The sequence below is a fragment of the Mycolicibacterium sediminis genome (assembly GCF_010731735.1).
In the GTDB taxonomy this organism is placed as follows: domain Bacteria; phylum Actinomycetota; class Actinomycetes; order Mycobacteriales; family Mycobacteriaceae; genus Mycobacterium; species Mycobacterium sediminis.
On record NZ_AP022588.1, the window covers coordinates 5854073 to 5872415 of the forward strand.

Below are 18343 nucleotides of genomic sequence, written 5' to 3' on the forward strand. Positions count from 1 at the left end.
TCCCTGGCCTGGTCACTACGTACCCCGCTCACGGCTTCGCCTCTGAATCTGCCGCCACTTCCCCGGCGAGGCGCCTCACCAGCGGTTCGAGATCCTCAGCCAGCAACGCACGAAGGAATACAGCTGCCACACGATGCTGTCGATCGAAGACGATCGTGGATGGGATCACCGTGGTGGGGTACTTATCGCCCAAGGCGATCATCGTCCGCATGGGCGGGTCATAGATCGAGGGGAATGTGATCTTTCGGTCGACGATGAAGTCCACAGCGGCTTGACGGTTGTTGTCGCGAACGTCGATACCCAGGAAGGCGACCCCTTCGGAGCGCGTCGCGTCATAGACCCGCTGAAGTTCCGGCATCTCGGTGCGGCATGGGCCACACCACTGGCCCCACACGTTCACGACTACGACCTGCCCTGCAAAATCGTCGAGTGACACCGTGCGCGTGGGGTCCAGCAGATCCGGACCGCGTATCGGCCCGGGACGACCGCGACTTGGTGGTGGGTCGTAGAAGATGTCGACCTGCCCGCCTGGCGACACGAACTCGAAGGTGCCCCCTTGCGCAACCGCATCATCTCCACTGGAACACCCACCAACCACAATCCCAATTACGACGGCGTACGCAGCTACGGCGAACCACCGCCGCGGGAACGTGCGTAGTCGGCCGGCGCAAGTCACGTTTCCGCTACCGCTGTTCATCGTCCGCACGTCCCACCTCTGCCGAAGCCTTGCCCCCGCGACGCCTCAACCCAGCCGCGGCGATCGCCGCGACCGCGGTGACGCAAGCAAGCACCTGCAGCGATGGCGCCCACCTTGTCGCCGGCGACTCCGTCGACTTCGGCGTGATCGAATCGACGAGGTAAGCACTCTGAAAGAACGCGGTCTCGTCCTTCACCGTCCCGTCGGGTCCGATGATTGCACTGATACCGGTGGTGCCAGCGACGACAACTGGCCGGTCGTGCTCGACGGCACGAATCTTCGCGAAAGCCAACTGTTGTCGACTCATCGATTCGTTGAATGTCGCATTGTTGGAAGGGACGACCAGAAGCTGCGCGCCGTTGCGCACGGCATCTCGAGGTGCCCGGTCGAACACCACTTCCCAGCACGTGGCGACGCCTATGGTCACGCCAGCGGCGTCAACCACTCCCGGCCCGTTCCCAGGCATGAAGTTGCCGGCGCGGTCAGCATAGGACGAAAAGATTTGAAAGAACTCTCGCATGGGGAGGTACTCGCCGAATGGCTGCAGAATCTTCTTGTCGTGGCGTTGTCCTGGTCCGCTGTCCGGTGACCACACGATGGTGCTGTTCGTGGCGGGTTGGTCGGGCCTTGCCTCCGTCGGTCCGCCCACCACCGCTCCCACCATGATTGGGGCGGACACGGCTTGCGCCGCGGATGAGATTTGCGCCGCGGCTGAGGCGTCTAGGAAGGGGTCCACGTCCGAGGAGTTCTCTGGCCAGATGACCAACTGCGGTCGATCGATAACTCCCGCAGCAGCGTCCCCAGCGAGGCGCTTGGTCTCCCCAACGTGGTTGGCCAATACCGCGCGGCGCTGAGAGTTGAAGTCCAAGCCCAGCCTTGGGACGTTCCCCTGTACGACGGCGACGACGACGTTTAGAGCAGTTCCGGAACCGCTGTGCTGCTGGACGAGCGCCCCAGACGCGACAGCTCCGATGCCGATCACCAGCAACCCTACGGAGGCCTTTACGGCGACGTGGTCGACGAGCGGAACTGTGTGCGCGAAGCGGCTCAGTAGCGCGAACAGCAGGAACCCGGCGAGGACGACGGCGAATGACACCAGCGTCACACCGCCAAGGCGTGCATACGAAGCGAGCGGCCCGTCCGCCTGTCCGAATCCCACTATTCCCCAGGGGAAGCCGCCAAATGGGATATTGCTCTTCAACCATTCGACGCTTACCCAACACGCCGCCCACCAGACCGGCCACCCGGATAGTGGGCGCACTACGACCGCGGCCAACCCGAATAAGGCCGGAAAAAGTGCGCACATCACGCTGAGCGCGACCCATGGAATGGCCCCGACGAAAATGCCGGTCCACGGAAGCAGTGGTAAGTAGAACGACGAGCCGAACACGAACCCGAGACCCATGCCGCCGGCTACGGTCACTGAACGGTCCGAGATAGCCCAGGCCAGGAGCGCGAAGCCAGCTATGGCTGCGGGCCACACACCAGCCGGCGGGAAGCTCGCGCAAAGGGCCAAGCCCGCCAACGATGCCGCCACTATTCTGACGCACGTGCGCGACGTTGCCCGGCGGAAACATGTTTTGATGCGAGTAGGGCGGGCTGGTCGTATGTGCGTCGTCGACAAGGACTACCTCCCTGGCCAGGCCTAGCAGGCCCCCGCCTAAAGCGGCTCAGGCCTTCATCTACGTAGATAGTACGTACAGCGATGGCGCGGTTGCGGTCGTCGCCCATCCCGTCGCTGCGCGCTTCGACAGGCACATCGCTATGCGACTCGCGGGGTACCGCTCCATCAGGGTCGCCACGGCCCCTACAGCCGAAGACGCGCAGCGCGCTGCCAATCAGGCGACGCCCACGTCTTTGGCTAGTAGCGCCGCACGTTGTAGATCGGAGCCGACGATATGGGCGCCACCTTCACCGGCGTTCCGTACGTCGACGCGTGCACCATGTTTCCGTTGCCGATGTAGATGCCGGCATGCGAGGCATCGGAGTAGAACGTGACGATGTCGCCGGGCTGGACCTCGGACGTCGCTACTGGCTGTCCCCCAGCGGCGAGAGCTTGACTGGACCTCGGAAGCGACTTGCCGCCCTGCAGAAACGCCCACTTGATCAACCCAGAACAGTCGAATGCGTCCGGCCCCGACGCACCCCAGGAGTAGGGGGCGCCCACGCGGGTCAGCGCCGCCTGCACGGCGATCGTCTCACCTCCCGAGCTTGGTACGGGTGGCGCCGCGTCGACAGGACGTGGCTCCGGCATGGCGACAATGGCGGGATCGTTCGGCGGCGGGACCCGCTCGGGCGGCACGAGGCCAGGATCGGCCAGCATCGAGCGCTGATCTGGAGTCAACGCCCGGTACTGAGCCTCAACCTCAGCGATCTGGGCGCGGAGCCGACTCTGCCTGCCCTGCAGGCCAGCTCGTACCGAGGCCGCCTGCTCGGCAGCGGTACGGGCTTGCAGCGCCGAAACCTCTGCAGCGCGTAACGCTCCGTCGGCTCTCGCCGATGCAGCGCGATAAGCCGTCATGCGTTCCGAGATCCGGGTGCCCATGACTTGCGCCAACGAGAGTTCGTCGAGCAGCCGTCGCGGCGATTGCGCGGTCAGCATAAGGCTGACGCCGTCGGTCGAACCGCCCATGTAGGCCGCTGCCGCTGCCTGATCGACCGCAGCCTGATAACGATTTCGGTCAGCCTCCGCCGAGGCCAATGCGCTGTTTTCTGCTCGTTGGCGGTCTTCGGCGACGCGCTGTTGGTTCAGCTTCGCCTCAAGCTCGAGTTCGGCCGAGTAGATGGCTTCCATCGTGCGCTCGGCTTCACGGGAAAGCTCCGTCATGCGGGCGAGGGCGTCCGACGCCGGGTCCGCTCGGCCCGTACCTGAAGCGTCACCGAGCCCCATCGCAGTCATGAGCGCCACCACGAGAACAACGGCCGAACGGGTTATCGCGGCAGGACGGCCGATGGTCAACTCGCGTTTCCTCACACCGTAGGGGCATCTATGGTCTAGCTACGTAGATCACGGAGAGGTTACGAGGTTTCAAGGCCCTTGTCCACGCTGTCCACGTTCGTCTGATCGGTTGCGGACATCCCATCTCATGGCTACGCCCCAAAAACGATCAATGACAACGCCTTTGCAGCCGTGGCGGCGCCTGCCCGAAGGCGTCGTCTAGCGGCGTCACGGAGTGATCTACTGTGTGGGATAGTAGGTACCAACTTAGTAGTTGCCAACTGGATCTAGGTTCGAGGAACGACATGACAAGCGGCACCGCCATCACGGCACGCGTTCACTCGTTGAACCGACCCAACATGGTGTCCGTCGGGACGATCGTGTGGTTGTCCAGTGAACTCATGTTCTTCGCCGGGCTGTTCGCCATGTATTTCACCGCCCGAGCGCAGGCCGACGAGTGGCCGCCGCCGCCCACGGAACTGAACCTGACCCTCGCAGTACCGGTGACCCTTGTTCTCATCGCGTCGTCCTTTACCTGCCAGATGGGCGTCTTCGCCGCGGAACGTGGCGACGTGTTCGGACTTCGCCGGTGGTACACGCTGACGTTCGCCATGGGACTGCTCTTCGTAATTGGGCAAGGCTACGAGTACACCCAGCTCGTCGGTGAAGGCACCACGATCTCAAGCAGCGCTTACGGCTCGGTCTTTTACCTCACCACCGGGTTCCACGGATTGCACGTCATCGGCGGGCTTGTCGCATTCGTCATGCTGCTCATGCGCACTCGGATGAGCAAGTTCACCCCCGCCCAGGCGACGGCCGCCATAGTCGTCTCCTACTACTGGCACTTCGTCGACATCGTTTGGATCGCACTCTTCGCCACCATCTACTTCGTCCGGTGAGTCAACGCGTCGCTGGTCGAACACTCGTGGTCCTGCTGTTCGCCACTGCGGCGATCTGCCTCACCGCACTCTCGGCCGCAACGATCACCAGCAGCCCAGTCGCGGCAACGGCCACGACTACTCCGAGCACTACCGCGCCAACGCCGACCTCACATTCATACGACGACTCGCACAGCGGCCAACCACCTGAAGGCTCCAGCCCCGCGCTGTGGATCCTGGCGGGCGCCATAATATTGCTCGTCGCGATCGCAGTGACCTTGATGCGCGCCAACAAATCAACACGCCATTAGTCGCGCGCGATCGTGACCCAACGCCTGAACGAACACCGAGCGGGGATCCAGTTCAACTCAGCCCATACCGTCCCTTCACAGGGCACACCGAAACACGCCCTGGGGATCACCGCACGATAAGGAAGGCAGGCGATGTTCGACATGACTGACGTGAAAGCTACCGTGCGCGTGGTCGTGACCAGCCTGGCAGCGCTGGCCTTCTGGATGGCGGGAGCAGGGATTGCGACCGCACACACAGCGCTATCCGGCTCCGATCCCGCCGAAGGTGCGAGTCTCGCTGCCTCACCGACGGCCATCACGCTGAGCTTCAGTGAAGACATCAACCCAACCTTCGTCAACGTCGTTCTGAGCAGCGCCGACGGCCGAAGCTGGATATCGGGCGATCCGCGGGTCGACGGGCCGCGAGTAGTCACTGAGGTGCGGCCCGATCTGCCAACGTCCGGCGTATACACGGTCGGCTACCGCGTCGTGTCGGCGGACGGCCATCCGGTCTCTGGCTCCTACACCTTCACCATCAGCGGAGTTCCGGGAGAGGCTCCACCCGCGTCCGTGTCGGCCAGCCCAACACCGAGCATCACTGCAGCGCCGTCAGCTGAGGCCCCTGCGGACCCGGGTACCGAGTTGAAGACCATCGCGCTAGCGGTCGCGGGCGCGACCTTCGTCGGGGTCGTTGCGTTCTGGGTTCTGAGTAAGCGGCGTCGACATACGCGGGCGTCCCGAACGGCCGGCCCTTCGCAACCGGGCGGATAAGACCGATCTACGATCAACCCCACTCCCACCCTCTGCGTCGACTGACTGGAGATCACGACGACGCCGTGGTCGATGTCGCCAAGACGGCGAATACTCAGACGGGCATGAGGTCGCCAATGCTGTCGAGTAGAACGGCCTAATAGAGGCGTCGTTTCAATCGGAAGTCCGAAGCCGGGTTGTCAGGTGCGCCAGGCGGCCGAGCCACGTTCTACGTATGAAGGCCGTAGAATTGTGCAGACCGGGCAGCCCAGCGAACGCGGGCCCGAGACCCACAGCACAACCGGCGCGCGGAGGTTCAAGTTGTCCAGAGTCCACAGGAACGGCGCTTCGTCGTCCACCGAGACATCCTCGGGCAATCAGCGGCCGTGGCGCACCGGATCGCAGTCGACCGCAGAACCCCTCGGTGCCCCACGTCCTCACGATCACCTGTTGCGCCGACGACGCGGGTTCTGGCTCAAAGCCGCCGCCGCGATGACTGCGCTCATCCTGCCTCTCACGGCCTGCAGCGGAAATACCCAGTCGGCGCAGCCGCAACCCGAGCAGGTCATCTCGGAGAAGGGTGACCCGTACTCGAATCTCTTGGTTCCGAAGCTAGAGGTCTCGACCAGCGATGGCGCCGTCGGCGTCTCGGTGGACTCTCCGATCACAGTCAAGGCAGCTGGCGGGGTACTGGGCGCAGTTAGCCTGACCAACGACAACGGCAAGCCGATCGCAGCTCAGGTCAGCCCCAACGGGCTGACCTGGGCGACGGCGGAACCATTGGGGTACAACAAGCGGTACACACTGCGAGCCGAAGCGCTGGGGTTGGGCGGCGTCGCCGTCAACACCATGACGTTCCGCACCAGCTCACCAGAAAACCTGACAATGCCCTACGTGTCGCCCAATGACGGCGAGGTGGTGGGAGTTGGTCAGCCGATAGCGGTCCGGTTCGACGAAAACATCTTTGACCGAACAGCAGCGGAGAAGGCGATTACCGTCACCAGTCAACCCGCCGTCGACGGTGCGTTCTACTGGCTCAACGACCGCGAAGTTCGATGGCGACCCAAAGATTACTGGAAGCCAGGAACCACGATCACCGTCGAGGCGAATACCTATGGGGTTGATCTCGGCAACGGCCTATTCGGCCAGGACGACGTCACCACTCGTTTCACCATCGGAGACGAGGTCATCGCGACCGCCGACGACACCACCAAGACGCTGACCGTCCGGGTCAACGGCGAGGTGGTCAGAACGATGCCCACATCGATGGGCAAGAACAGTGCGCCGACAGATAACGGTACTTACATCATCGGTGACCGCTACCGGGACCTCGTCATGGATTCCTCGACCTACGGTGTTCCGGTGAATTCGGCGGAGGGCTACCGCCTCGACGTCGAGTGGGCGACTCAGATGTCGTACAGCGGGATATATGTTCACGCCGCCCCATGGTCAGTGGGAAGTCAGGGCCGAAGCAACGTCAGCCACGGGTGCCTCAACGTCAGCACAAGCAATGCGCAGTGGTTCTACGAAAACACCAAGCGGGGCGACATCGTCCAGGTGTTGAACACGGTCGGTCCGACGTTGCCGGGCACCGATGGCCTCGGCGACTGGAACATCCCCTGGGACCAATGGAAGGCCGGCAATGCAGCGACCACCGAGAGTCGTGGTTGAGCGTCAGGACTAGGTCAGGGCGCACGACACCACGCAACGGGTACCCAACCGGTTCTGCTGAGCCAGCGTCAGCAACCGACCACCCAGCTACAATTCGTCCTCGCGTGTGAGAACAGTTGTGACATCGGTACTGCCGATGATCGCGGGGCGCGCCCGATCCGCATCCCGGTACTTCAACCAGCGAAGCCCGTTCCGATGCCTGTGTTGCAGTTGCTCGGTGATCCGAACGGTGCTTAGCGCTGCGTCGGTGCCGCCGGTAGTTCAAGGACGTAAAGGCTCAAGCACGTGTCGGAGGATCCTCAGTGACTTGCCGCGGCGCTCTCGGGTGCTCAACGTCGATGTCGGTTCGTGAGCAGTTCGACACACCGCTCGAACCTGTCACTCGGACTCCGCGACACGCGCCAGCGCGAGGGGAATTTGGACAGCAAGTTCGAGCGGCCTCAGTCGTCGTCATCATCATCGTCAGACTCGACGAGTTCGCCTTCCCAAGCTTCTCTGCCTTCGTAGATGGCGAAGGCGGCGATGACGAAGCCGGCTACTGGGTCGAGCCATGCTGCGCCAGTCAGTTCGTAGAGCCCGACTCCTAGCAGGGTCGAGATGCTCAACAGGACACAAATCTTCGTCTCCGCGGCGTCGGCGAGGATGAGGTTGTCGTTGAGTCGTTGGCCGACGCGTTTCTTCGCCGCGGCGAGGACAGGCATCACGATGATGGAGGCGACGAGTAGCCCGATGGCGATCCACGAGCGTTCGGGTTCTTCGCCGCCGCTGAGGCTGCGGATACCTTCGATGGTGACGTAGGCGGCCAGGAGGAAGAAGGTGCCCGCGACGAGCTTGAGGGCCAGGCGTTCCTTGCGTTCGTCGGCGTGGCCGTCGCGCAGCCGGGCGGCCAGGCGCAGTCCGACGAGTATGGCGGCGATGGATTCGATGCCGGAGTCGATGCCGAACCCTACGACCGAGACGAGACCTGCGAGCAGGCCGGCGGTGATGGCGACGGCGCCTTCAACGACGTTGTAGCCGACGGTGAACTGGGCCAGGCGCAGGCCGCGGCGGGTGAGCCGTTCGGTCTCGGCGGCGGTCATTTCGGATGCGGGAGTGTTCACGTGCGGGCCCTAGCGCTTTCCGTAGGTCGGGCATAGTGCGACGGCATCTCCGGTGGCGGCGAGCAGCGTTTCTGCCGATGCCAGCAGGTCGAGCAGTTCGGGGCGCGTCAGCGAGTAAAACACCTGCCGACCTTCCGGGCGGCCAGTGACCAGGCCGCAGTCCCGCAGGCACGCCATGTGGGCCGACACGGTTGACTGCGCCAACCCCAGCGCTGCGGTCAGGTCGGCCACGCGGGCCTCCCCGTCGACCAGGCGGCGCACGATCCCCAGCCTGGCCGGGTCCGAGAGGCTGTGAAACAGCGCTACAGCGGCGTCCAGACCCGACTTTCCTGCGGTGCCAGTGAGGCAGGGGTCCGAATTATTGATCGTCACAAAACGATGATAACCGGTCAGCAACGATATTTTAAGGCCGGGTCGGGTATCGAGACGTCTGGGGTTTGGTTCGCCGCCGTGGTGGCCTTTAGTGCGCAGCCGCCGCTGCGGGTAAATGGGTAAATCACCTGACGCAGATAGCCGTTGGGGTAGTCGGGTTTGGCGGCCATGCCCAGCTGGGTGGAATCGAATTGTCGGGCGGAGTCGTAGGAAAAAGTGCGCATGAGGTGGTCCCACACGAGTGTGAACAGCCCGAAGTTGACGTCACCAATGCCGGCCCATTTGAGGTGATGAAAGCGGTGGCCTTCGTTGACGGCCAAGACGTACCTGGCCAGGCCGATGCGGTAGTCGGCGTTGGAGTGCTGCAGCAACAGCTGGATCGCCACGGCCAGGGCCAGCGCGGAGGCGACGTCGACGGGCAAACCGACGAGTATCAGGGGTGCGACACCGGCGGCCATTTCCACGGTTTGATGCAGGGGGTGTTTCATCAGGCCGTTGAGCCCGTAAAAGCGGGTGATGCTGTGGTGCACCGCATGGAAGCGCCACAGCACGCCAATCTTGTGACTGGCCAGGTGTACGACGGTGATGCCGAAATCGGCGACGAGGATGGCGGTGAGGACCTGTGCGAGGAACGGCCAGTCGTGGGGCCACAACTGAGGCGCGGGGACGATGGCTGCGAGCAGCGGAATGGCAGCAACGCTAGCCAAGATGAGGGTTTCGTTGACCGCGACGTGGATGCGGTCGCGGGTGCCGTCGGCGCGGTCGTGATTCCACTCGGGGTCGTACGGGATCACTCGCTCCACCAGAAAAGTCGTGGCGATTGCGAAGCCCAGAATCACGAGGAGCCAAGACTTCGGGGCGCCGGCGGCGGCCACGGCGATGCCCGCGCCGTTGAGACCGATCAACATGAACGGGACGTAGCCGTAGCGGAACACCGCCTGCAGCGCGGTAGCGGACGTCGGGGGCGTAGGAGAAGTTGTACTCATGCCTTCATCGTCGCGGCCGGCGCCGGAGCAAGGCTTGAATGATTCGGCTAGCCGCTGAGCTTGAGGTCCCAGGACACGTGCCGACTCAGCACCGAGGGCGGCAGGCCGAACATCTCGCGGGTAGTACGGGTGAGGTGGGCACTGTCGGCGAAGCCTGCACCGTGCGCGGCGCCGGTGAGGTCATCTCCGCCCTGGACCAGAGTGATCGCGATCCGCAGTCGCGTCCACAAGACGTAGCGCCGCAACGGGATACCAACCTGCTCGGTGAATAGGTGGGTGAGGCGGCTCGCCGAGAGGCCAACCCGTGTTGCGAGTTCGGTGCCGCTGACGGGTCCGGCTGCTACGAGGTCGGGCAGCAACTGCAACGCACGGTCAATCGAGGAGTGCCGCTCCGCGAGATCGCCTTCATCAGGGGTGGGTGACAAGAGTGCGAACAGCTCGGTGACCGTCGCGGCGAGAGATCGGCGCTCGGTGGACGCGAGTGCCGGGCTGACGGCCCACCCGAAGTGGACGGCACGTTGGTGCGCAGCTCGCCCCGTCGCGGATTCCGGCTCGAGGAACACCACAGTGCCGTCAAGGGCGCCGGCCGAAACTCGGTGGGTGGCGTCGGCGGGCACCACGACCTTCGTACCGGTGTGCGTCACCCCGTGCCCATCGATGACCGTCAATGGCGTTGCAGCGGTGATGATTTGCACGGCGTGGTGGGCGTGGGTGTCGGTGGAGCCTATAGACCCGGCGAACGCGAGCACTCCCGGCCGCAGGAGTGCCGTACCGCCCCATTGCGGCGGGGCGGTGGTGTCGTCTGCGGAGCGACTAGTCTGATCGGTGGTCATGATGCCGCTAGCTCGGGGCCAGCAGGATGCGGCTGAGCTGTGTAGTAGTTGCCACGCCGTCGTCGTAGCCGCCCTCGTCACCAAGCGCGTTCAGGACGGCCAGTGTGTAGCGCTGCTGCGGGCCCGCGAAGCCCACGCTGTTGACGACCCACCCGCCATGCTCCTGTGACCACCCGTTCTTGTTCCCCGGTGCCATCGTGGAGCCAGCGCCCCACACCCCCCATTGCTGCTGGGCGTCGACACGTTGCATCTCGGCCAACACGGCGGTCGCGTCTGCTGGCGTCAATCCGGTCAGAACGTAATTCATCAAGCCGTCGAAGTCATCGGCGGTGCCCTTCTGAAATCCCCAGTATGGGTAGACGTCGCCAAAACCAGGCTGGGGGCGGACGTTCGGCATCCCATAGCTTGCGAGGTTGGCGTTGATTGTGCCGTCAGTTCCGCCGTAACGCGACCACAACTGGTCGGCTGCCTCGTTGTCGGATGCTCGCAGCATGGCGACCATCAGGCGCCGGTCAACATCGCTTAGCCGAATTGATCCTGCCCGCTCGCGAGTCAGCAGGTCGGCGACCATCGCCAGCTTGATCGTCGAGGCCGTCCAAATCGGAGTCGCGGCGTTGGCATTGCGGTACTTGGCCCCGGTCGCGCGGTCGCGGAGCACGAAACCGACCGTCCCGGGCCGGGTCGCCACGTAGCGTTCGGCCTCGGCGATGCGCTCGCGCAGGTCACATCCGGCGTCACTGACCCCGCAGGCCGCGACGGCCGGTGGCGCGAGAACCAGACCGGAGAGCAGCGAACACAAGCACGCGAGTACGGCCCACAGTCGTGAATGCATCTCTCGTTGAGCCCTTTCGACTGTTTGAAGTCCAACTTCAGCGGCGGGTGCCGCGTGCCGAGACCATCTACGTGCTCGCTACGTAGATAGGTCTACCACTTGGAGTCGCGAGTCATGACTCCGCGGGCGTGTCGTGCCCAAGGGTGGACAAAGTCATGATCACTCGCAGCAATCGCAACCGTGCGTCGTGGACGCCTTATCCGTCGGCATTATTGGCGCAGGGCAGCAGGTTCGACCTCGCCAAGCCTCGAGCCCTTCCCGCACTGCGACTCCCGCGATGACCAGCGCGGCGATGGGGTCGGCCCAGGACCATCCGAGCACGCTGTTGAGCAGCAGTCCGACCAGAAGCACCCCGGACAGATAGGTGCACAGCAGCGTTTGCTTGGAATCGGCGACGGCGGACAGCAATCCCAATTCCCGCCCGGCGCGACGCTCTGCCCAGGACAAGACGGGCATGATGGCCAGACTGACGGCCGCCAGGACGATCCCGATCGTCGAATGGCGAGCTTCGCCGACACCGAACAGCGCTCGAACCGCGTCCACGGTGACGTAGGCGGCGAGGGCGAAGAAGGAGAACGCAATGACCCGCAGCGCCGCCTTCTCCCGTGACTCCGGGTCCTTGCCGGCGAACTGCCATGCCACCGCGGCCGCCGAGGAGACTTCGATGACGGAGTCGAGGCCGAACCCCACCAGCGCCGTGGAGGACACACGCGCGCCCTCAGTAAGGGCGATTGCCGCCTCGACGACGTTGTAGGTGATTGTGGCGGCGACGAACCACCGGATGCGGCGGGACAGCAGGCGGCGACGTTGGTCCGTAACGGCCGGCTTCGCCGAGGGAAGTCCGAGGTCACTCATCAGCAGCACCCGTCGTGGCTGGCCGCGCAGCAGGCGGGGTCCACCGCCAGGACAAGGCCGGTCAGGTCCTCGAGGGCGTGTCCGATGCGTGGGTCGGCGAGTTCGTATCGCGACCGCCGCCCTTCGGGCACCGCGACCACCAAGCCGCACCCGCGGAGGCACGACAGGTGGTTGGACACGATCTGGCGCGACACACCGATGTCGTCGGCGAGGTCAGACGGATACCGAGCCCCATCCCGCAGGGTCAGCAGGATTTGCGTGCGCGTCGGGTCGGACAAGGCGTAGCCGAACCGCACCAGAGCATCACGTCGAACGAGTGTCTCCATCATCCTGACAATACAGCGCGATCTGTATTCAGGAAACCCTGTACGTTCGTCCGATGCGCGGAATGAAACGTCCCACCCGGCTGGCGTACTCGCGGTAACGCTCTCCGTGCGTACGACGCAGATACGGTTCCTCCACGACACGCACCTGCAGCTCGATCGACACCGACAACAACACGAACCCGATCAGCGCCAACGGATTTCGGGCCATCAGTGCCACACCGGCCCCGAAGATCAACATGGCGGTGAAGATGGGGTTGCGCACCCACCCGAATACTCCGCTGTCGACGAGCCGGGTGACCTCACCGTCGTCGACGCCGATCCGCCAGGAGTCGCCCATCGATTCTTGCGCCCAAAGTGTCGCCGCGATACCCACCACCGCCGCCAACGTCCCGAGCGAAGCGATCGCAGGGTGGGACACCACGGCCACCGGCGACAGCACGCCGGCCAATTGCAGGATGGGCGCGGCGCCCCCCGCCACGATCGCCACCACGAAGCCCGCACCGGCAGACCACTCCAACGATCCCCGCCGGCCATGAAAGCCCCGCATGCCCGTGGAGCCGGTACGGCGCCGCTGGCGATAGCTTCGCCATCCGAACCCCGAGACGATGAACACTCCGTAGAGAACCAATGCTGCCGTCGCCATAGCGGCCTCCTCAATTCGTGTCGTACCCGTTGCCGGATAACGCTTCACACGGCTACTGCGCAGTCGATGACCCGCGTCCACCTTGGGCCCGCCGGTCGAATAGCTCGGCGCAGGCCTTCGAGCAGAAGCGGTAGGTTCGGCCGTCGCGGCTCAGGGTGGCTTTGGCGGACGAGCCGGTGACGTGCATCCGGCACGCCGGGTCCACATGCTGCTGGTGCCCCCCGGCGGTATCGACCGCGAAGAGTTCCATCGGTTCGGCCATGTTCCTGATGCTCACCAGTCCGAGCGCCTCAATGGGCAGGTCGACGTCGCCGGCGACCGCGGCCACGTCGCGGCATACGACGACCTGGCCGGGTGCGGCGAGTGCAGCCAACCGCGCGGCGGCGTTCACTGTCGTCCCGTAGACATCACCGCCCCGTTTCACCACCGTTCCCGCACGAACCCCGGCGCGAAGCATCGGGAAACCCTCGGCACGCGCAGCTGCCACGCCCAACCGGCGCAAGAAGGCCAACGCGGCGAGTCCGTCCGCGCTGGCAACCATCACCGCATCACCCATCGTCTTGATGAGGTCGTCGTCAGGCCCTCGCGCTGCGGTGGCCATGTCGGCGAAGTCCACGGCGAACTGGGCGGCGACATGATCACCGTGGACCTCAGTGAGCGCCGTGAAACCCGACATGTCGACGAAGACGATGGTTGCGCTGATGTCGGCATGGTCGAAAGACGATTCGATACCAGTGCTTTTCATGCCGTTTCCGCCCGTCTCATCGTGGTCTGACTGACAATACATAGAGATATGCGCATGTGTCTACCTTTTGGCGGCGACATGTACGTTATGCGTGGATTGAACTCGACGTTGGCGATCGTGCTGCCTTCATGGTCAGCCATCGCCGCGGCGTTGGTTCGAGCCGCTACGCCGCCACAAAGGCACCTGCCAGCGCCGGCTGAACATGGAGAAGCGCTCAGCGAGCCAAGCTATCCGCCGAACAACAGGTACAGACCCGCGAACGTGTAGCCGACCATCGTCAACATCATTGCCAACTGACCAGTGATTTGATGCCGTCGTGGTAGCAGGTGCAAGGCACGATCATGGGCCGCGATGACCGCGACGATGTGTCCGATCACCACGCACGACACCTTGATCGACCAGAGCACCGACGGGTGCTGGGAGAGCACGTACTGGACGTCGTCGGCGTCCACTCCCAGAAGATGCCACCCCCGCCCTAGCGGGTCGGCCAGTCGAACCAGCGTTTCCTGCCCACGTTCTACGAGGTAGGACAGGTAGTGAGCGAAGATGTACCCCACGACGATCGGGATCAGTGAGTGCGCCAGCCGCCCCGGCAACTCCCGTCGCAGCGTCGCATCCACGCCTCCAGTTGCTCGAGCCGCTGCCCAGAAGGTCAACCCCACCACCAGGGCGAAGAAGAACAATCCCACCGATCGCAGCAGCGCCGCGCCCCAGGCTTCGTCGATCAGTGGAATCGACGCGGCATGCTCGTCGACGAAATTCCTGAAGACCGGGGCCTGGGAGAAGCTGTCGAACGCGGTCGACCCCAGCAGTACCGCGAGAACAGCGACCGTGCCCGGGCGCACCGGCAGTGATGGAAGGTGGTCAAGCGGATTGACCACCTGCACCCGACGCGAACTGGAGCTTCGCCGGAAGGGCGCCAGCCGAGAAACCGTCATGCCGTAGACCTCGAAGGGGTCGGCCCGGGCGAACCATCGAGACCCGAAGATCCACGCCCCGACCAGCATCACCGCCGCGTAGACGAGCAACCACGTCTTGATGGCCGTCAACGACCCGGGGTCTGGGCTCGCCAATTCGAGCCACACGAAGGCGAAGAGACCCACCGCGGCTGGCCAGTAGCCCCAAGCGTTTGGATAGTCACGCACTGAACTCGGTGGGCTCTCTCGGCGACGCAGACCCGACAACCCGTACAGCGTCCGCAACGGCGACAGCAGCCGCCACACCGGGCCGACGACGACGGACACAGCGACCAAACCCACCCACAGCAGGACATAGAACACGCCCGGAAGTGCATTGGCGCTCCCCGAAGGACCCCACACGGCAGCGACCATCACCCACACGGCGAACGCCAACGCCGCCAACGCCGCAGCCCACCGAAGCACCGGCGAGTCGACAACCCGAGTCACCCACGCGGGCAGGTCACGTCCCGCCTTGCCCGGATCGAAACGCGGTTTCTTCCATGCCAGTGCAACGACTGCGAAGGTCGCGGTCAGCGCCCATGCCGCGCCGATCAAGGCAAACGACAACGGGACGGGTAGATCGGTCGAACCCCCGACCCCATGGGCGAGGACAGTGAAACCCGTTGGTGTCACGGCCGGACTTGGATCGTCACGACCGTCCGATTCAGGTCGTGCAGCTCCACGTCGACCTGCCCGGGCACGTCGACGGTGAACTCGAAGCTCTGACCGGAACGAGGCTCCACCGCAAACGTGTGCTCGGGCACGGAGTGCACGTGCAGTTGATCGGCCGTGTCGCTGGCGACCTGTAAGACGATCGGCTTGCCCGCCGATGCACTGACTTGGCCGTTCGTCGGCGTCACCGTTCCGTTGGCGATGGTGATGTCGACTGTGGTGCGGTCGGTGGGTGCCGGCGACTGCGGCGCCGACTCACTCGGCGACGGCTCAACGGTCGAACTCGAAGCCGTGGGCGCCCCCGACGCACTCGACGACTGCGACTGTGCCGTAGTCGAGGTGGGTCCACAGCCGACGACCAGAAGCACCAGCACCGCCGGCACCGCGTGCGTCAGGAACTTCGCCTTAAGCATTACGTTTCCTTCGTTTCAACGTGGGACGGTTCGGCGGCTTCCGCGTCTTCGGCTTCTGGGTGACGACGACGGTCCCGTCGGATCGCAACGAAAACCACCACCACCACCGCCAGCGCGGGGCCGAACGCGGGAAGCGACATCCACAGCCCAACATCGGTGGCCAAGAAAGAAGACGTCGAGGTCATACGACCACCTGCTGCGGACCACCCGGCCGCGCGACACAACGTGGGCATCTACAGGACACTTTCGCGATGAACACTGCCTGCCTCCAGTTCACGGTGACGAAGCGCCGGACACAGATCGCATGGCGCGACCTGCGTACTACCCCCGTACTCAAGTACAGCAACATACCCGAACCGCGGGTACCGGTTATCAGAAACTTGCGTGGCCGATTTTTGCTGAAACGTTGGAGCAACGACCGAGCGTGTTCACCCTTCACAGAAGGCGCGTCAAAGGAGACTCGCGTGTGAATGTGCATCGACTCGAGGGAACGTTGGAGGCGCGGGAATGGTGTCTGGGTTGGCTCCGACTGGTTGAGGCGAGGGCAGCGGCGGCCTCCCCTGACAGCCATCACTCCGTGTTCGGCCTACGCGCACTCATCGAAACTAATGCTCTACAAGGGGATACCGGCGCAGTTCGATCCTCCTTGAGGACTGAGGTCGATTCAGACCCCGTTGTCGATGAGACGAGACGCCATCGGCGTTTGTCGCCTTCATAGTTGTTGCATTCGCCAGACGGCGAGCTATCTGGGGGTCGCAGGATTGGTTGGGATCGGCGTTCGATACGGCGCACGTTTCATCTTCTCGTGCCGCGGATCCCCCAGTAAAAGAAGATTTCTAGCACACCGATTCCGGGCCGGCGTGGTGCAGCGTTCCTCACATCAAGCCGTCGCAACCGGTGGCGGTGTCACGATGCAGCGACAGCGCTAGATACAGACCATTCCCGTCTGAGTGAACAGCAATGCGGCAATGAGGACCGGTCCGAGGAGGGTCGCAGCGGTGGCCATGATCAGACTGATGGAAGCTTTGAACGCGCTGGGCGGGAACAATAGTCGCTCCACCCGTTGCGTGACCGCCAGTCCGGCGGCGCTAAGTGCCGCTGCGGGTGCTGCGGGCGCGAAGGTGCGGGCCGGAAGGCTGAGAGCCAGGAGTGCGTCGACGACGGTGTCGGGGCCGTGGCGGCGAGCGGCTACGTCGTCGGCGCGCATCTCCAGGAGCCGCGCGATGTCTTCGGCCCCTTGCGTGAACAGCCGGACCCGAGGGAACACTGCGCTCAATGCCTTGGTGACAGCCAGTACGTGGTGGTGACGCCCACTCAGATGAGCATGTTCGTGAGCGAGCACCGCGGCTAGTTGGGCGCCGTCCAGGGCGCTGAGTGCAGCGCGGGTGAGAACGATGGTGTGCGGGCGCCCAGCAAGGCAGTACACCCCGCGGCGATCGCTGTCGATGACGAACGTCCCCCCGGGACCCCTTGGGCTGTCCCCGGTGGCGATCCGGACGGCGTGGACGTGGTCCCGACCGCCTCGGCGCATGCGAACAACCGCCAGCGCGGCGCGGGCGCCGAGCGTGACCACCGCCAAGGTGCCCATCGCCGCCAAGGCCAAAACGCCAGCCTGCACCAGCGCGCCGTGTTCGCCGCGGGCGACCATTCCCAGGCCGGCCACGCACCCGGTCAGCTCCGAACCGATCCGACCCCAGGAGGCGACAGTTTGGGACACGAACAGCGCCACCGCGGCCGCCGCAGCGATCAGCACACTTCCCATCAGGGCCAGCCAGGCCCCGATACCCCATCGTGGCGCGGCACCAGTACCTGCGATCCGCGACAACAACAACGGCCCCAGCACCATCAACGACGACGCGTACACAAGCAGACACACAGCCATGTTCATGGCTTGGCGGACCCTTCGCTGCGGCGACGGATCACGTCTTCGAGCCCGGCAAGTTCGTCGGGACTCATCTCGTCGACGAAATGCATCAGAACAGCGGTGGTGTCCTTTACGCCGTCGCTCAAGGCTTCGCGCATCAGTCCAGCGATGTGTTCGGCATGGCTGAGGGTGGTGTGGTAGCGGAAGGCCTTGCCCTCGCGTTCCCGGCGTAGATGCCCCTTGCGGTACAAGTTTTCCATTGTCGAGAGCACGGTCGTGTAAGCCACCTCGCGGTCGGCGCGCAGCTGGTCGACCACTTCCCGAACCGTGCCCTGCCCGTCGGTGGCCCAGAGTTGAGCCATCACTACGGTTTCCAACTCTCCGAATACCCGCACCGCTACCTTCTCCGTCTATTGCCAAGAATGCTCTTCGCTGAGGGCGGTCTGATCCCGATGGGATCCGCACTCCCCCACACCGGCGCGGACACGCGTGTCTAGTAATATCTCGGTACCGAAATAG

At 64.3% G+C, this 18343-nt stretch carries 20 protein-coding genes; 3 read left to right on the plus strand and 17 right to left on the minus strand.

Annotation, left to right across the window (positions count from 1 at the left end; translation table 11 throughout):
- Positions 1-28 precede the first annotated feature (28 nt).
- From G6N64_RS27825 to ripC, 3 genes are all read right to left on the minus strand, one after another.
- Positions 29-697, minus strand: a complete 669-nt coding sequence (locus G6N64_RS27825; RefSeq protein ID WP_246230830.1) for a TlpA family protein disulfide reductase — start codon at positions 695-697, stop codon at positions 29-31.
- The gene (gene lnt / locus G6N64_RS27830; RefSeq protein WP_246230831.1) at positions 684-2234 is read right to left on the minus strand and encodes an apolipoprotein N-acyltransferase; all 1551 of its coding nucleotides are present in this window, start codon (positions 2232-2234) and stop codon (positions 684-686) included. Before lnt ends, G6N64_RS27825 begins: the two co-directional genes overlap by 14 nt.
- A 324-nt stretch (positions 2235-2558) precedes the next feature.
- Positions 2559-3650 (minus strand): peptidoglycan hydrolase RipC, encoded by a 1092-nt coding sequence (gene ripC / locus G6N64_RS27835; RefSeq protein ID WP_220100577.1) that lies wholly within the window; start codon positions 3648-3650, stop codon positions 2559-2561.
- A gap of 290 nt (positions 3651-3940) precedes the next feature.
- On the opposite strand from ripC, the gene ctaE reads away from it, so the two are divergent.
- From ctaE to G6N64_RS27850, 3 genes are all read left to right on the plus strand, one after another.
- Positions 3941-4534, plus strand: a complete 594-nt coding sequence (gene ctaE, locus G6N64_RS27840) for an aa3-type cytochrome oxidase subunit III (RefSeq protein WP_163800997.1) — start codon at positions 3941-3943, stop codon at positions 4532-4534.
- Between the two features lie 422 nt (positions 4535-4956).
- Positions 4957-5574, plus strand: coding sequence for a copper resistance CopC family protein (locus tag G6N64_RS27845; protein WP_163800998.1), 618 nt, complete (start codon positions 4957-4959; stop codon positions 5572-5574).
- Between the two features lie 471 nt (positions 5575-6045).
- Positions 6046-7224, plus strand: a complete 1179-nt coding sequence (locus tag G6N64_RS27850) for a L,D-transpeptidase (RefSeq protein ID WP_163800999.1) — start codon at positions 6046-6048, stop codon at positions 7222-7224.
- Between the two features lie 440 nt (positions 7225-7664).
- Here G6N64_RS27850 and G6N64_RS27855 read toward each other — a convergent pair whose 3' ends face one another.
- From G6N64_RS27855 to G6N64_RS27920, 14 genes are all read right to left on the minus strand, one after another.
- Positions 7665-8303: a cation diffusion facilitator family transporter gene (locus G6N64_RS27855; protein ID WP_163801000.1), complete on the minus strand. Its 639-nt coding sequence runs from the start codon at positions 8301-8303 to the stop codon at positions 7665-7667.
- A gap of 30 nt (positions 8304-8333) precedes the next feature.
- Positions 8334-8696 (minus strand): ArsR/SmtB family transcription factor, encoded by a 363-nt coding sequence (locus G6N64_RS27860; protein WP_163801001.1) that lies wholly within the window; start codon positions 8694-8696, stop codon positions 8334-8336.
- Positions 8697-8713: 17 nt separating this feature from the next.
- Positions 8714-9682 (minus strand): sterol desaturase family protein, encoded by a 969-nt coding sequence (locus G6N64_RS27865; RefSeq protein ID WP_163801002.1) that lies wholly within the window; start codon positions 9680-9682, stop codon positions 8714-8716.
- A 47-nt stretch (positions 9683-9729) separates the two neighbouring features.
- Positions 9730-10515 carry a helix-turn-helix domain-containing protein gene (locus G6N64_RS27870; RefSeq protein WP_163801003.1) on the minus strand — a complete coding sequence of 262 codons (786 nt, stop codon included), beginning with the start codon at positions 10513-10515 and terminating at the stop codon, positions 9730-9732.
- A 7-nt stretch (positions 10516-10522) separates the two neighbouring features.
- Positions 10523-11347 carry a serine hydrolase gene (locus tag G6N64_RS27875; protein WP_163801004.1) on the minus strand — a complete coding sequence of 275 codons (825 nt, stop codon included), beginning with the start codon at positions 11345-11347 and terminating at the stop codon, positions 10523-10525.
- 159 nt (positions 11348-11506) lie between these two features.
- On the minus strand, positions 11507-12202 hold the full coding sequence (locus G6N64_RS27880) for a cation efflux transmembrane domain-containing protein (protein WP_163801005.1): 696 nt from the start codon (positions 12200-12202) through the stop codon (positions 11507-11509).
- Positions 12202-12528 (minus strand): ArsR/SmtB family transcription factor, encoded by a 327-nt coding sequence (locus tag G6N64_RS27885; RefSeq protein WP_163801006.1) that lies wholly within the window; start codon positions 12526-12528, stop codon positions 12202-12204. The genes G6N64_RS27880 and G6N64_RS27885 overlap by 1 nt, the downstream gene beginning before the upstream one ends.
- 28 nt (positions 12529-12556) lie before the next feature.
- On the minus strand, positions 12557-13171 hold the full coding sequence (locus G6N64_RS27890; RefSeq protein WP_163801007.1) for a methyltransferase family protein: 615 nt from the start codon (positions 13169-13171) through the stop codon (positions 12557-12559).
- A gap of 52 nt (positions 13172-13223) precedes the next feature.
- Positions 13224-13958 carry an adenylate/guanylate cyclase domain-containing protein gene (locus tag G6N64_RS27895; RefSeq protein WP_246230832.1) on the minus strand — a complete coding sequence of 245 codons (735 nt, stop codon included), beginning with the start codon at positions 13956-13958 and terminating at the stop codon, positions 13224-13226.
- A gap of 185 nt (positions 13959-14143) precedes the next feature.
- Positions 14144-15508, minus strand: a complete 1365-nt coding sequence (locus tag G6N64_RS27900; protein WP_163801008.1) for a hypothetical protein — start codon at positions 15506-15508, stop codon at positions 14144-14146.
- On the minus strand, positions 15505-15960 hold the full coding sequence (locus tag G6N64_RS27905; protein ID WP_163801009.1) for a hypothetical protein: 456 nt from the start codon (positions 15958-15960) through the stop codon (positions 15505-15507). Before G6N64_RS27905 ends, G6N64_RS27900 begins: the two co-directional genes overlap by 4 nt.
- Entirely contained in the window at positions 15960-16145 is a 186-nt protein-coding gene (locus G6N64_RS27910) for a hypothetical protein (protein WP_163801010.1), read from the minus strand. Before G6N64_RS27910 ends, G6N64_RS27905 begins: the two co-directional genes overlap by 1 nt.
- 740 nt (positions 16146-16885) lie before the next feature.
- On the minus strand, positions 16886-17848 hold the full coding sequence (locus tag G6N64_RS27915) for a M56 family metallopeptidase (RefSeq protein WP_163801011.1): 963 nt from the start codon (positions 17846-17848) through the stop codon (positions 16886-16888).
- Positions 17845-18219, minus strand: a complete 375-nt coding sequence (locus tag G6N64_RS27920) for a BlaI/MecI/CopY family transcriptional regulator (protein WP_163801012.1) — start codon at positions 18217-18219, stop codon at positions 17845-17847. Before G6N64_RS27920 ends, G6N64_RS27915 begins: the two co-directional genes overlap by 4 nt.
- Positions 18220-18343 lie beyond the last annotated feature (124 nt).

Excerpts from the sequence above, each read along its gene's own strand:
- G6N64_RS27825 (WP_246230830.1), bottom strand. The coding sequence starts at position 697 with ATGAACAGCGGTAGCGGAAACGTGACTTGCGCCGGCCGACTACGCACG.
- ctaE (WP_163800997.1), top strand. The coding sequence starts at position 3,941 with ATGACAAGCGGCACCGCCATCACGGCACGCGTTCACTCGTTGAACCGA.
- G6N64_RS27845 (WP_163800998.1), top strand. The coding sequence starts at position 4,957 with ATGTTCGACATGACTGACGTGAAAGCTACCGTGCGCGTGGTCGTGACC.
- G6N64_RS27850 (WP_163800999.1), top strand. The coding sequence starts at position 6,046 with ATGACTGCGCTCATCCTGCCTCTCACGGCCTGCAGCGGAAATACCCAG.
- G6N64_RS27855 (WP_163801000.1), bottom strand. The coding sequence starts at position 8,303 with ATGACCGCCGCCGAGACCGAACGGCTCACCCGCCGCGGCCTGCGCCTG.
- G6N64_RS27865 (WP_163801002.1), bottom strand. The coding sequence starts at position 9,682 with ATGAGTACAACTTCTCCTACGCCCCCGACGTCCGCTACCGCGCTGCAG.
- G6N64_RS27870 (WP_163801003.1), bottom strand. The coding sequence starts at position 10,515 with ATGACCACCGATCAGACTAGTCGCTCCGCAGACGACACCACCGCCCCG.
- G6N64_RS27875 (WP_163801004.1), bottom strand. The coding sequence starts at position 11,347 with ATGCATTCACGACTGTGGGCCGTACTCGCGTGCTTGTGTTCGCTGCTC.
- G6N64_RS27880 (WP_163801005.1), bottom strand. The coding sequence starts at position 12,202 with ATGAGTGACCTCGGACTTCCCTCGGCGAAGCCGGCCGTTACGGACCAA.
- G6N64_RS27885 (WP_163801006.1), bottom strand. The coding sequence starts at position 12,528 with ATGGAGACACTCGTTCGACGTGATGCTCTGGTGCGGTTCGGCTACGCC.
- G6N64_RS27890 (WP_163801007.1), bottom strand. The coding sequence starts at position 13,171 with ATGGCGACGGCAGCATTGGTTCTCTACGGAGTGTTCATCGTCTCGGGG.
- G6N64_RS27895 (WP_246230832.1), bottom strand. The coding sequence starts at position 13,958 with ATGTATTGTCAGTCAGACCACGATGAGACGGGCGGAAACGGCATGAAA.
- G6N64_RS27905 (WP_163801009.1), bottom strand. The coding sequence starts at position 15,960 with ATGCTTAAGGCGAAGTTCCTGACGCACGCGGTGCCGGCGGTGCTGGTG.
- G6N64_RS27910 (WP_163801010.1), bottom strand. The coding sequence starts at position 16,145 with ATGACCTCGACGTCTTCTTTCTTGGCCACCGATGTTGGGCTGTGGATG.
- G6N64_RS27915 (WP_163801011.1), bottom strand. The coding sequence starts at position 17,848 with ATGAACATGGCTGTGTGTCTGCTTGTGTACGCGTCGTCGTTGATGGTG.